The sequence below is a fragment of the Providencia rettgeri genome (assembly GCF_013702265.1).
Classification (GTDB): Bacteria; Pseudomonadota; Gammaproteobacteria; order Enterobacterales; family Enterobacteriaceae; genus Providencia; species Providencia zhijiangensis.
The window spans coordinates 1,195,277-1,209,408 of sequence record NZ_CP059348.1; the positions used below are offsets into that span (position 1 = coordinate 1,195,277).

Annotated in this window: 13 protein-coding genes; all 13 read right to left on the bottom strand. The window is 45.1% G+C overall.

Annotated elements, in window-relative coordinates:
• Nucleotides 1–85 precede the first annotated feature (85 nt).
• Complete coding sequence (lipA, locus tag H0913_RS05380; RefSeq protein WP_154604609.1) at nucleotides 86–1,051, bottom strand: lipoyl synthase; 966 nt, start codon at nucleotides 1,049–1,051, stop codon at nucleotides 86–88.
• A 70-nt stretch (nucleotides 1,052–1,121) separates the two neighbouring features.
• Nucleotides 1,122–1,685, bottom strand: coding sequence for a lipoyl(octanoyl) transferase LipB (gene lipB, locus H0913_RS05385; protein WP_230086623.1), 564 nt, complete (start codon nucleotides 1,683–1,685; stop codon nucleotides 1,122–1,124).
• Between the two features lie 216 nt (nucleotides 1,686–1,901).
• Nucleotides 1,902–2,165 carry a DUF493 family protein YbeD gene (ybeD, locus tag H0913_RS05390; RefSeq protein WP_006662335.1) on the bottom strand — a complete coding sequence of 88 codons (264 nt, stop codon included), beginning with the start codon at nucleotides 2,163–2,165 and terminating at the stop codon, nucleotides 1,902–1,904.
• Nucleotides 2,166–2,316: 151 nt separating this feature from the next.
• A complete protein-coding gene (gene dacA / locus H0913_RS05395) occupies nucleotides 2,317–3,546 on the bottom strand; it encodes a D-alanyl-D-alanine carboxypeptidase DacA (RefSeq protein WP_132494210.1) in 1,230 nt (409 codons plus the stop codon).
• A 191-nt stretch (nucleotides 3,547–3,737) separates the two neighbouring features.
• Nucleotides 3,738–4,715, bottom strand: coding sequence for an endolytic peptidoglycan transglycosylase RlpA (rlpA, locus tag H0913_RS05400; RefSeq protein ID WP_154604611.1), 978 nt, complete (start codon nucleotides 4,713–4,715; stop codon nucleotides 3,738–3,740).
• A gap of 13 nt (nucleotides 4,716–4,728) precedes the next feature.
• Nucleotides 4,729–5,841: a peptidoglycan glycosyltransferase MrdB gene (gene mrdB / locus H0913_RS05405; protein WP_154604612.1), complete on the bottom strand. Its 1,113-nt coding sequence runs from the start codon at nucleotides 5,839–5,841 to the stop codon at nucleotides 4,729–4,731.
• Between the two features lie 2 nt (nucleotides 5,842–5,843).
• On the bottom strand, nucleotides 5,844–7,733 hold the full coding sequence (mrdA, locus tag H0913_RS05410) for a peptidoglycan DD-transpeptidase MrdA (protein WP_154604613.1): 1,890 nt from the start codon (nucleotides 7,731–7,733) through the stop codon (nucleotides 5,844–5,846).
• Between the two features lie 32 nt (nucleotides 7,734–7,765).
• Nucleotides 7,766–8,236 (bottom strand): 23S rRNA (pseudouridine(1915)-N(3))-methyltransferase RlmH, encoded by a 471-nt coding sequence (gene rlmH / locus H0913_RS05415; RefSeq protein ID WP_006660942.1) that lies wholly within the window; start codon nucleotides 8,234–8,236, stop codon nucleotides 7,766–7,768.
• 2 nt (nucleotides 8,237–8,238) lie between these two features.
• Nucleotides 8,239–8,565 carry a ribosome silencing factor gene (rsfS, locus tag H0913_RS05420; RefSeq protein ID WP_080675589.1) on the bottom strand — a complete coding sequence of 109 codons (327 nt, stop codon included), beginning with the start codon at nucleotides 8,563–8,565 and terminating at the stop codon, nucleotides 8,239–8,241.
• A 351-nt stretch (nucleotides 8,566–8,916) separates the two neighbouring features.
• A complete protein-coding gene (gene nadD, locus H0913_RS05425) occupies nucleotides 8,917–9,573 on the bottom strand; it encodes a nicotinate-nucleotide adenylyltransferase (RefSeq protein ID WP_154604665.1) in 657 nt (218 codons plus the stop codon).
• A gap of 61 nt (nucleotides 9,574–9,634) precedes the next feature.
• The gene (gene holA, locus H0913_RS05430; protein WP_181478112.1) at nucleotides 9,635–10,669 is read right to left on the bottom strand and encodes a DNA polymerase III subunit delta; all 1,035 of its coding nucleotides are present in this window, start codon (nucleotides 10,667–10,669) and stop codon (nucleotides 9,635–9,637) included.
• Entirely contained in the window at nucleotides 10,669–11,208 is a 540-nt protein-coding gene (gene lptE, locus H0913_RS05435) for an LPS assembly lipoprotein LptE (protein ID WP_036947677.1), read from the bottom strand. The genes holA and lptE overlap by 1 nt, the downstream gene beginning before the upstream one ends.
• 12 nt (nucleotides 11,209–11,220) lie before the next feature.
• Nucleotides 11,221–13,803, bottom strand: coding sequence for a leucine--tRNA ligase (leuS, locus tag H0913_RS05440; RefSeq protein ID WP_154604616.1), 2,583 nt, complete (start codon nucleotides 13,801–13,803; stop codon nucleotides 11,221–11,223).
• Nucleotides 13,804–14,132: the final 329 nt, after the last annotated feature.

Genomic DNA, 14,132 nt, shown 5'->3' on the forward strand with positions numbered 1-14,132 from the left:
ATTAGGTAACTAATAAAAAACCCCAATGTGTAGTAATTCACAATTGGGGTTTCTTTTAATCACTATTTTGACGAAAAGATTAATATTATTTAACTTCTTCGCCTTTTGCTTGTAGATCGGCATGATAGGAAGAGCGCACAAACGGGCCACAGGCTGCGTGAGTGAAGCCCATATCCATCGCTGCCTCTTTCATTTCATCGAACTCAGCAGGGCTTACATAGCGTTTAACGGGTAAATGGTGACGGCTTGGCTGCAAGTATTGCCCCAACGTTAACATAGTTACGCCATGACGGCGCAGATCACGCATCACTTCAATGATCTCTTCATTGGTTTCCCCTAAGCCCACCATTAGGCCGGATTTTGTTGGGATTTCAGGGTGCGCTTCTTTGAATTTTTCCAATAATTTCAGAGACCATTCGTAGTTAGCACCCGGGCGAACTTGGCGGTAAATACGCGGTACATTTTCAAGGTTGTGGTTAAACACATCCGGTGGTGTCGCGGTGAGAATTTCTAATGCGCGATCCATACGTCCTCGGAAGTCAGGGACGAGAGTTTCAATTTTAATGGTCGGGCTTTTTTCTCGAATGGCACTGATACAGTCAGCGAAGTGCTGAGCACCGCCATCACGTAAATCATCACGGTCAACGGAGGTAATAACCACATATCGCAGTGCCATATCTTTGATGGTTTGCGCTAATTTTACTGGTTCATTCGCATCAGGGGCATTTGGTCGACCATGGGCAACGTCACAGAATGGGCAACGGCGAGTACAGATCGCACCTAAGATCATAAAGGTGGCGGTTCCGTGGTTAAAACATTCAGAGAGGTTAGGGCAGGAAGCTTCTTCGCAGACTGAGTGCAGGCCATTTTTACGCATTGCGGCTTTAATACCTTGAATTCGCGTAGAATCAGCTGGCAATCTGATTTTCATCCAGTCAGGTTTACGTAGAATTTCTTCACGTTCCGTCACCACGTTTTTAACAGGGATCAGTGCCATTTTATCGGCGTCACGGTATTTAATTCCACGCTCGATCTGAATTGGTTTACTCATAATGTGCCGGTTCCAGTTATCTGTTTGCCATTAAAATTTTTTTGAAAAATGTTAAAAAATTATAGCATTATTATTGAACAATATGAAATCCAAGTGTGTCACAGAACTGACTAATAAGCACTGGCTGAACATCGTTTAATGTAATGTTTGGCGACAGTGCTCTCACTTGTGTCATTTTCAATTCACTATAACCACAAGGGTTAATGCGATTAAAAGGCTCGAGATCCATATCCACATTCAGCGCCAATCCATGGAATGAACAACCTTTTCGAATACGTAAGCCAAGGGAGCAAATTTTGTCTCCGTTGACATAAACGCCGGGTGCATCAGGGCGCGGATACGCACTAATATTAAAATGGGCGAGGGTATTGACCACGCAATTTTCTAGGGCGCTAACAAGCTCACGGACACCAATGTGGCTACGTTTTAGATCTATCATCACATACATGACTTGCTGACCGGGACCATGGTAAGTCACTTGTCCACCGCGATCACTTTGGATCACGGGGATATTGCCTGGCGCGAGAAGGTGTTCGGCTTTGCCAGCTTGCCCTTGGGTAAATACAGAAGGGTGCTGAACCAGCCAAATTTCGTCGCAGGTATCAGGGGTGCGGGATTCAGTAAATTGGTGCATTGCCTCAGATGTGCTCTCGTAGGGAGCCAGACCTAAGTCGCGGATGATGATGCTATTCTTCGACAAAATTCGGTGTCCACAGGCTGTAAAGATGAATGGCAGTATAACGCTGTGAACGCGTTACCACCAGTTTGTCTTGTTATTAACTTGTTATTTTTTAGCTGATATTACGGATAATAAAAAACCGAGCCGGTGGCTCGGTTTTCTTGTTGCTAATTACAGCACAACTTTCACTAACTCTAATGCGCCTAACTCAGTGTAGAGCGTTTCAACTTGCTCAATATGAGTCGCGTTAATCGTAATAGAGACAGAATGGTAGTTACCTTTGCTGCTCGGTTTAACGTCTGGTGCATAATCACCTGGAGCATGGCGTTGAACCACTTCAATGACTTGGTCAACTAATTCTGGCTGCGCTAGGCCCATCACTTTGTAGGTCAATGGACATGGGAACTCAAGCAGTTCACCTAATTTCGTTTTCATGGGCACTCCTAAAATATTGATTAGCGCCTGCATAAAAATTGGCTGGAAGAAAATAGATTTCGCCAGCCAATTCATTCCCCATCAGGGTTTGTATTCACTACAGGCTTTCAGATACAAACTATATGGGGTTAACTGATTTCAATTTCAAGTATTAACCAAACCAACGATGGAATAATAGTTTGATGTAGTCGATTAAACGACTGAAGAAACCGCCTTCTTCAACATCTTTTAATACCGCTAAAGGACGCTGTTCGATGGTTTTACCGTCTAATTGGAAGCTAATCGTTCCCACTTGCTGGCCTTTTTTCAGTGGCGCTTCGATTTCAGTGGTGGTTAATTCGTAGCTTGCTTTTAAGTCTTTTAAACGACCGCGAGGGATCGTGAGGTACAGGTCTTCAACCACACCTAGTTTAATTTCGCTGTCATCGCCAAACCAAACTGGGGCAGTGGCAAATTCGACGCCAGCTTGCAGTGGTTTCACTGTTTCATAGAAGCGGAAGCCGTAAGTCAGTAATTTTTTGCTTTCTGCATCACGACCTTTGCTGCTCTTTCCACCCATAACGACGGAAATAAGACGCATATCGCCATCTTTTGCGGAGGCAACTAAGTTATAACCTGCTGCATCAGTGTGACCCGTTTTGATCCCATCAACCGCAAGGCTCTTATCCCATAACAGACCATTACGGTTAGTTTGGCGGATATTGTTAAATGTGAATTCTTTTTCTTTATAAATTTCGTACTCTTCCGGCACATCACGGATCAGCGCTTGGCCAATCAACGCCATATCACGAGCAGAGCTGTATTGACCCGCTGCATCGAGGCCATGAACGGTTTGGAAGTGCGTATTTTGCAGGCCCAGTTTATTCACGTAGGTGTTCATCAAGTTAACAAAGTTAGCTTGGTCCCCCGCGACATAGTCAGCCATAGCAACACAGGCATCATTACCGGATTGTAAGTTAATACCACGGGTTAGCTGAGAGACACTCACGCGATCCCCTGGCTTTAAGAACATTAATGAAGAGCCTTTGAAAATTGGGTTGCCTGTCGCCCATGCATCATCACCCACGGTGACCATGTCATTCGCGCCAATTTTACCTGATTTAATGGCTTGGCCGATGACATAGCTCGTCATCATTTTGGTCAAGCTAGCAGGGTCGCGGCGCTGATCTGCATTACTTTCGGCAAGCACTTTACCTGAATTGTAATCAATCAAGATATACGCTTCAGCATCGATAGCTGGAGCAGCAGGAACTGAAGTATTTGGAAACGCTTCATTCGCATTTGCAAAAGTGACAGTAGAAACGATCAGTGCAGAAGCCAGCGCAGTCTGACGCACGATTTGTGGCAGAAAGACATTGCGTGATGAGGAGACATTTTTCATGGTTGTATCATTACATCCAACATTCGGTTAACACAAGAAAGCGCAGTTTAGCAAAAGTTCGAAGGCAGATAAAAGAAGCTCTTGCGCTGTGCAGATAAATTTACGTTAGTTTATACCCGTTGTACTTTAAGTTGCAGGGGGAGCTATCAATAATTTCCCCCAGCAACGTAAATTATTCGGTCATTGAGTGATTAAGGGGCAACAACCATGGATTGTTGATTGCGCTCAGACTGCAAACGAGATTGTATCTCTACGGCTTGTTGTCTCGTTGCAAAAGGCCCTAATTGAACACGGTAGATGCCATTGTAAGGCTGTAGACGACCCGGTACGTTAAACTGATTTTTTAAGTTATCCAACATACTTTGTGCATTCGCTTTGCTACTGATAGCACCAGCTTGAACTAAGAAACCACGTTCAGGCACGGATTCTGTCTCAGTGGCTTTCGGTGCAACTTGAGGTTCTGGTTGCTTGATGTTCATATCCGGCATCGTTGGTTGCATTGGCTCTGCTGGCTGTTTTACAGGTAAGGCATTACTTGGCGCTGGGGATTCTTGCATCACTGGCGTCCCTAATGGGCCGGAACCTAATTGTGGACGATCCGGCAGGGCATAACTTTGTTTAACAAAGTTTGAACCTACAGTTCCAGGCCCAGATAAGCTTCCATCTGGAGCAACTTGGATGGCATCAATCTTAATTTTTGTGGTCGTCATCAGATTTAAACGATCGGCGACTGCACGGGATACGGCAATACTTTTACCGGGAGTATAAGGACCACGATCATTAATGCGAACTACCATCATACGTCCGTTCATCATGTTGGTAATACGAGCATAACTTGGGATTGGTAGTGTAGGGTGAGCGGCAGTTAACTCTACTGGGTTAGCGCGTTCACCAATGGCAGTCAATTGACCGGAAGCTTCTTGACCATAAATTGACGCATAGCCCACTTGGGAAAATTGCGCGGGTTCACGGACAATTTGGTATTGCTTGCCATTACGCTGGTAATCATTATTTGCCGTTGGGTGATAAGGCTCATAATGTGGCTCAGCACCCAACACATCTTGTGTAGGGACATTGGTGGGTACTGTTGGCTGCTGCTTAACGTCTTCGTTAATACACCCACTGAGTAATGTGGTTGCCATGGCGAGCATAATCCATTGTAAACGCATACTAAGCCTCATTTTATAAACTCTTAGATAAAAATTTTCTGTGGGTATGGATAGACATGATAATACCGAATCCAGCCATTAAAACAATTAAGGCTGAGCCCCCATAACTCACTAAGGGGAGGGGAACTCCCACGACAGGTAGAATACCACTCACCATACCAATATTAACAAACACATACACAAATAGGATTAGGATTAATCCGCCGACCATGACTCGCCCGAAGGTGTTTTGCGCATTTGCTGCAATGTATAGCCCACGAATAATCAATAGGATATAAAGACCCAATAAGATCAAGACACCAATCAATCCAAGCTCTTCAGCTAATACAGCGAAAATAAAGTCGGTGTGACGTTCAGGTAAAAATTCTAGTTGAGACTGAGTACCTTCCAACCAGCCTTTACCCATTAAACCACCAGAACCAATCGCAATTTTAGATTGGATGATGTGATAGCCTTTACCTAACGGGTCACTTTCTGGGTCAAGTAGCATCATGACTCGCGCTCTCTGATAGTCATGCATTAAGAAGAACCAGAGCATCGGAATAAAGGCGGCAACGGCGACGGCAGCAACGGCAATTAAACGCCAGCTCATTCCCGCTAAAAATAGGACAAATAGCCCTGATGCAGCAACAAGGATCGAGGTACCCAAATCTGGCTGAGCCGCTACCAGTAATGTTGGGACAAAAATAAACACGAGGGCAATACAGGTATTTTTAAAGGTCGGCGGGCATGAGTCGCGGTTCATAAAGCGAGCCACCATGAGCGGCACTGCGATTTTCGCAATCTCTGATGGTTGGAATCGTACAAAGCCCAAATCTAGCCAGCGCTGAGCCCCTTTACTGATTTGCCCAAACACATCAACGAAGACTAATAGAATCACGCAGAAAATAAACAGGTGTGGTGCGAGGCTTTCATACATGCGAGGTGGAATTTGCGCCATCACGATCATCACTACAAAACCGGAAAAAATTTGCCCTAGTTTTCGCTCCATCATATCAGGATCTAACCCGCTAGCGCTCCACATGATGAAGGCGCTATAAGCGAGTAAGGCGATGATGATTAATAACATAGGCACATCAATGTGCAGACGTGTTGATAGTGATAATTTTCTCTTATCGTCAGTCATGATTAACGATCTTCCTCTGCACTGGCACCCGTACTTTCGACTTGGGTGTTGTTATCACCTAACAGGACATGGTCAAAGATTTGGCGAACAATATCACCAACTGCAGGGCCTGCTCCGCCGTTTTCTAAAATAATGGCAACGGAAATAGTGGGTTTATCATAAGGTGCATAAGCAATCATTAGTTTATGGTCACGCAAATGCTCGGCTAATTTGCTGGCATTATAGGTTTCATAACTAAATACCTGCGCCGTTCCTGATTTTGCAGCCACTTTATAAGGCGTCCCGACGAAACTACGCTTACCGGTACCATTTGGTGCATTGGCTACGCCGTACATACCCGTTTTGGCCAGTTCCCAATATCCAGAATGGATATCGCCAATTTGTCGAGTTTCTTTGTCTTCATAAGGCACCATGGCATCACCAAGTTTGGTTCCATACAGCAAATGAGGTGTTTTGACTTTTCCGTCATTAATCAACGTCATCAGTGCTTTAGACATTTGGATTGGTGTTGATGTCCAATAACCTTGACCAATCCCGACTGGGATGGTGTCCCCTTGGTACCATGGCTTTTTATAACGTTTTTGTTTCCATTCACGGGTCGGCATCAGGCCTTGACGCTCTTCAGAAAGGTCAATACCCGTATATTCCCCATAACCAAAGCGGGTCATCCAATCGGATAGACGATCGATCCCCATGTCATAAGCGACTTGGTAGAAGAAGGTATCCGCGGATTCAATAATCGATTTGACCACATTTAGCTTACCGTGTCCCCAGCGTTTCCAGTCACGATAGCGTTTTTCTGAGCCAGGGAGTTGCCACCAGCCTGGATCGTAGATTGTGGTGTTTGGCGTAATCACTTTTTCGCTTAATGCCGCGACAGAGATAAAGGGTTTCACCGTCGATGCGGGTGGATATAAGCCCTGAGTCGCGCGGTTGATCAACGGCCTGTTAGGGTTATTTAACAGGTCTTGGTAATCTTTGTTGGAAATTCCATTCACAAACAAGTTTGAATCGTAACTTGGTGTGGAAACCAACGCGAGGATCTCACCATTACGCGGGTCTGTGACGATGACTGCGGCACGGCTGGTGGTGAGGATTTTCTCAATATAAGTCTGTAATTCGAGATCGATAGTTAAATAGACATCACGACCTGCTTGCGGTGGCTGTTCGTGTAATTGGCGGATCACTCGGCCACGGCTATTGACTTCAACTTCTTCGTAGCCCGTTTTACCATGTAAAACATCTTCATAGTAACGCTCAATACCTAATTTACCGATATCATGGCTGGCAGCGTAGTTTGGTAATAACCCTTCTTTATCAAGGCGTTCGACGTCTTTATCGTTAATTTTTGCGACGTAGCCGATAACGTGGGTTAATGCGGAACCATACGGGTATGAGCGACGCTGGTAACTTTTCACTTCTAAGCCGGGAAAGCGATACTGATTAACGGCAAAGCGGGCAACTTGAACTTCATTTAGCTGCGTTTTCAGCGCAATAGAGGTAAAGCGACGAGAGCGTTTACGCTCTTTTTCAAAGTTGGTGATATCTTCGTCTGTAAGGTCAACAACATCCCGTAGCTTGTCGAGTGTTTCCTGTAAGTCATCGACTTTTTCAGGAACAATTTCTAGCTGATAAAAGGTGCTATTGAGGGCTAACTGAGTGCCTTTTCGATCATAAATAATGCCGCGGCTAGGCGCTATCGGCACCAATTTAATGCGGTTATCATTTGAGCGTGTTTGGTAATCGTCATGACGGACGACTTGTAGATGATACAAATTGGTCACGAGGATTGAAGTAAGTATGACAATGACGCCGAAAGCAATTAATGCTCGGCGAATAAACAAAACTGATTCTGCGGTATGGTCGCGAAAAGGGGTGCGTTGTTGTTTCATCCCATTGCCATTGTGTACAAATTAATTCCTAACTATTCCCGATGATATGGGTGATTAGTCGTAATACTCCATGCCCGATAAAGACTTTCGGCAACAAGGACGCGAACTAGCGGATGGGGTAGTGTTAGTGGTGATAGCGACCAACTTTGTTCTGCGGCATCTTTACATGCCGGAGCAAGTCCTTCAGGCCCACCAATTAACAGACTGACATTACGACCATCTTGTTTCCACTTGTCTAACTGTACGGCTAATTTGGGTGTATCCCAACGATCTCCTGGAATATCCAGTGTGACGATACGATTGCCTTTGCCGACAGCGGCAAGCATCAATTCACCTTCTTTTTCGAGAATGCGTTTGATGTCTGCATTTTTTCCACGTTTTCCTGCGGGGATTTCGGTTAATTCGAAAGGCATATCTTTGGGAAAACGGTGAAGGTAATCCATAAAGCCGGTCTGTACCCAGTCCGGCATTTTAGTTCCGACAGCGATGAGTTGTAATTTCAAACTCAGCTCCAGAGCTTTTCAAGTTCGTACATGCGGCGGCTTTCATCTTGCATGATATGGACGATGGCATCACCAAGGTCGACAACAATCCAGTCTGAAATGCCTTGACCTTCAACACCGAGAGGCATTAAGCCATTTTTACGGCACGCATCAATTAAACGATCAGCCACAGACATCAGGTGACGAGTTGAGGTCCCTGTGCAGATGATCATTTGGTCAGTAACACTTGATTTCCCATGGACATCGATCGAAATGATATCTTCAGCTTTCGCATCTTCAAGTTGATCGATAATAAATTGTTGGAGTTCAGTTCCTTGCAAAAGGTTCACCTTTCATTCAAATTGAGAGAATCTCTTGTTAAACACTATTCTTGTTAAAGACTATTCATCATTGTGCTTTCTAGGGGGCTCCCCCTAGCAAAGTGTCGCCATTTTACCCCAGATTTTCACAAAAATCGGCTAAATTATTTTTTATTGGCGTAAGAGGGCAATTTATAGGGATATCTTATCCATTGGGCAAGATAATTATCGTAACTTTACAAATAAAATATCCCTATCTCTTGCGTATCAATATTCTAGAATAAGCGCTGAGTTGTGCAATTAATTAAATCGAAATTAAGTGAATAAAAGAGAATAAATTATTTGCTGATATTCCTATTTGGTTAATAGAAATAAAATTGCTTATTTTTGATACAAATGTTGCTGTTGAATATAGTGATAAACCGCACGAGGCAGTAAATCCTCACAAGCCTGACCTTCGCTGAGTTGTTCACGTATTTCAGTTGCTGAAATATTAACCAGCGGTGTGTCGCCAATAAAAATCGAACCACAGGGCGTTTGGCTCAATATTTGCGGGTCTTGTACTTGATGCTGTTGCATCCACTGTTGCATGTCAGGATCGCTAAAATGTGTGGCGTAACCTGGTCTCGCGCAGACCAGCAGATGGCATTTATCCAATAGCTGAGTCCAGCCATGCCAGGTATTAATGGATAACAGGGAATCTTGACCAATAATGAACGCGAGAGGCTGTTTCTGACCAAGTTCTTGACGCAATTCACTGAGCGTTTCGATTGTAAAAGAGGGGGTGTTTCGCTGGAGTTCTCGCGTATCAACAGTAAACAGCGGGTTATTTTGAATGGCCAGTTTTACCATTTCTAATCGCTGGGTAGGGCTAGCTTCCGGTTGAGGTCGATGAGGTGGAACATGGTTTGGCAGCAAAATCACTTTTTGCAGTCCCACCTGATTAGCTAATGCTTCAACAGGGCGTAGATGCCCATAATGAATAGGGTCAAAAGTTCCCCCAAATAGCGCTTGTAGACCTTGTGGTTTAGCGTTCATCATTCATTACCATTTGATATCAGGTGATTTGTTTATCTGTGTTTTACTGAGCTACCGGCTATTATCGCGGCAAAATAAAATGTTCAGCATCGGTTTTACCGCATAACACCATGGAAAGAGATTGCAAATCCGGCCATGAAGAGTGAGAAAAATCCTGCTTAGTGTGAATTTCAGCTTGGGTGAGCAGCATTAACGCAGATTGTAATTGATGTAAGCTCAAACGTTGCAGCGCCTCGCCTAACAATCCTCGACGGGTTTGCCAAACTTTATGTTGGTCAAATAGCGTTTTTAATGAGGTGGTAGCGGATTGACGTTTTAACGTGATCAGCAACATTAATTCCCGTTGGATAGCTCGCAGTAAAATGACAGGTTCAACATCTTCTTGCTTGAGCTGTTCAAGGATATGCCATGAACGGCGCGGCTTACCGGCTAGGATCGCATCAACCCAATGGTAGGGCGTAAAGTGGGCGGAATCATTCACCGCACTCTCGACACGAGGGTAAGTGAGCTTTCCATCCGGATAGAGCAGGGAAAGTCTCTCCAGCGCTTGCGCTAATCCCAATAAATTACCTTCATAGCAATAGCAAAGTAATTGGTTTGCTTCAGTTTCTAATGAGAGCCGCATTTGGCTAGCACGTTTAGAGACCCACTGCGGCAAACGCTGGTATTCAGGCGTTAGGCAACTGACATAGATACCATCTTGGCTGATGGCTTTGAACCAAGCACTATTTTCTTGCGCTTTGGTGAGTTTATGTCCGCGTAGAACTAATAGCAGATCGGAATGAAGTAAACCTGCAAGCTGCGTTAGCTTGTCTGCCATCGCTGCATTCGGGCCATTTTCAGGCAAGAACAGGGTGAGCATTTGGCGATTGGCAAATAGACTCAGCGCTTGGCAGAGACTAAAAATTTCATCCCAATCCGTATTTTGTTCTAAAGCGAAAGTAAAATGCTCTTCAAAACCTTGCTGGCGTGCAACTTGGCGGATAGCATCTTGGCTTTCTTGAATAAGAAGGGGCTCGGAGCCCCAAACGAGATAGCGGCCTCTTAGAGACTCTTGTAACGAAGAGGCCAGCTGTTCAGGATAAATGCGTATCATTATTCGGCAACAGGTTTCTCAGCCGCTTGCGCTTTCGCTTTTTCTAACTCAGCACTGTGAACCAGAAGCAGTTTGCGCACGATGTTACGTGCTGCTTGTTGTTGCATCTCTTGCTTCACAATCTCGTTCTCAGCATCTTTTGCGAGCGCTTCTAACGGGTTATCAAAGAAAGTCCGCACAACTTTTGTTTCCAGCGGATAAATAGCGCCATCCGGCATTAACACTTGCGCCTTCATGACCAGTGTCAGTTGTTTCTCCGCCGCTTTACCATCTTGATAAATCGAGACGGTATCGGTGCTTTCTGTTGAACCTACGATTTTCAAAATAGGCACATCAGCACGACCAGAATCGAGCAGAGTCACGTTATTGAGTCGCAGCTGTTCCCTGACCGCACGAGTTTGGTAACTGTATGGGTCGCCAGAACTTAACTGTAACGTTTTCAGTTCTTCGGGAAGTTGCGTGGTTCCTTGAAGACGAAAACCGCAACCTGCGGTGACGAGCACCGACAGGCTGAGAAATAGAGTTATCAGATAGCGCACTTGGGCTCCTTATCAGCCAACAACTAAGTTCAGTAATTTACCAGGTACGTAAATGACTTTACGGATGCTAACGCCTTCGAGGTATTTCGCGACGCTGCCTTCTTGTGATGCCATTTCCAGAACGAATTCTTGGTTAGCATCAGCAGGTACCGTAATACGACCGCGTACTTTACCGTTAACTTGAACAACAACCAGTTTAGTATCGTCGATCATGGCTTGTTCGTCAGCCACAGGCCAGCTTGCAAAATCGATATCGTCATTGTGACCTAATGCTTTCCACATTTCGAAACAAGCGTGTGGAATGATTGGCGATAACATCAGCGTGATAGCATCCAGAGATTCTTGAACTAAAGCGCGGTCTTGCTCAGTTTCTTGTGGAGCACGAACTAACTTGTTCATAAATTCCATGACCGCTGCGATAGCGGTGTTGAATGCGTAGCGACGACCCACATCGTCAGTCACTTTCGCGATGGTTTTATGTAAGTCGCGACGTAAATCTTTTTGTTCTGCAGTTAATGCGCTGATGTCTAATGGCTGAGTTGCACCTTTTTGTGCGTGTTCATGAACTAAACGCCATACACGACGAACGAAACGGTTAGCCCCTTCAACGCTAGACTCTTGCCACTCCAGCGTTAATTCTGGTGGCGCAGCGAACATCATGAACAGACGGACGGTATCAGCACCGTATTTTTCGACCATTAATTGCGGGTCGATACCGTTGTTCTTAGATTTAGACATCTTGCTCATACCAGTATAAACCAGTTCATGGCCTTCGCTGTCTACCGCTTTAGTAATACGGTTTTTGTCATCACGTTCAACAATTGCATCCGCAGGAGAAACCCATACACGATGACCATCGCTACCGGTGTAGTAGAAGGCATCAGCCAGAACCATACCTTGGCACAGTAAACGTTTTGCTGGCTCATCAGAGTTCACCAGACCTGCATCACGCATTAATTTGTGGAAGAAGCGGAAATACATTAAGTGCATGATGGCGTGTTCAATACCGCCGATGTATTGATCCACTGGCAGCCAATAGTTTGCTGCTTCTGGGTTCAACATGCCATCATCGTATTGTGGGCAAGTGTAACGTGCGTAGTACCAAGATGATTCCATAAAGGTATCGAACGTATCGGTTTCACGCAGCGCTGGTTGACCATTAATGGTGGTTTTTGCCCACTCAGGATCCGCTTTAATCGGGCTAGTGATACCGTTCATGGTGACATCTTCCGGTAAAATAACCGGTAATTGGTCTTCAGGAACTGGAACTACGGTACCATCTTCTAAGGTTGCCATTGGAATTGGCGCGCCCCAGTAACGTTGACGGGAAACACCCCAGTCACGTAAGCGATAATTGACTTTGCGTTGACCCGCACCAAGCGAAACCAGTTTATCTGCGATCGCGTTGAAGCCAGCTTCGTTGCTTAAACCAGTAAACTCACCTGAGTTGATCAGGGCATTTTTCTCAGTCATCGCTTCTTGAGATAAGTCAGGTGTGTTGCCTTCAGCATCTGCAATCACTGCTTTGATTGGTAGGTTGTATTTATGGGCAAATTCCCAGTCACGTTGGTCGTGAGCTGGAACGGCCATCACTGCGCCTGTGCCGTATTCCATCAGAACAAAGTTCGCGACCCAAATTGGTAATTTTTCTTGGGTTAATGGATGAACGACATACAGACCTGTTGCCAGACCTTTTTTCTCCATGGTTGCCATATCCGCTTCTGCGGTTTTGGTATTACGGCACTCATCGATAAAGTCGGCTAATTCGCTATTCGCTTTGGCAGCTTCTTGCGCTAATGGGTGACCTGCAGCAACCGCCACATAAGTCGCGCCCATAAAGGTATCTGGGCGGGTGGTGTAGACTGTTAATTTGTCTGCACGGTCGGCAACATCAAAAGTGATTTCCACACCTTCTGAGCGACCAATCCAGTTGCGCTGCATGGTTTTAACTTGTTCTGGCCAATCTTCCAGTTTGTCCAAGTCATTGAGCAGTTCTTCAGCGTAGTCGGTGATTTTGATAAACCACTGAGGGATCTCTTTACGCTCAACTTGGCTATCGCAGCGCCAGCAGCAGCCGTCGATAACTTGTTCGTTTGCGAGAACGGTTAAGTCATGTGGACACCAGTTTACTGCGGAGGTTTTTTTGTAGACCAAGCCTTTTTCATACAGCTTAGTGAAGAACCACTGTTCCCAACGGTAATATTCTGGCGTACAGGTGGTCACTTCGCGGTTCCAATCGTAACCGAAGCCCAGCATTTTCAGCTGACCTTTCATGTAATCGATATTGGCGTAAGTCCATGGTGCAGGCGCGGTGTTATTTTTAACAGCAGCACCTTCAGCTGGCAGACCAAACGCATCCCAACCAATTGGTTGCAGAACGTTTTTACCCAGCATACGCTGGTAGCGGGAGATCACGTCACCAATGGTGTAGTTACGAACGTGGCCCATGTGTAGTCGACCAGAAGGGTAAGGTAGCATGGACAGGCAGTAGTATTTTTCTTTGCTGTTGTCTTCTGTCACTTTGAACGTTTGGTGTTCATCCCAGTGACGCTGTACTTTAGGCTCTATATCTTCTGGACGATATTGTTCTTGCATGGCACCGATAATCCTATGGTGAATAATCGCTACAGTTTAGTCTGTAGCAGGTGAATGTCTTTTCTATAAAATGGATCCGCATAGCATAGCGGATCACACATGAAAACAACAATGCCGAAAGCCATTGTGTCTGTAAAAAACGATGAATCGTCGATTAGATGAATTTACAGGGACTTGGTCTTGCTGTTTCAGCTGTTTGTTATATTTTGTGCTACATAGTGGTTGGCGATACGTTGATGAAACTAAGAGCGCGCACAAAATAATAAGCGTATCGCCTATCATAATTCAATTTACTACCTAAAACTTGAACTATTTCAGGGTGAATTCGC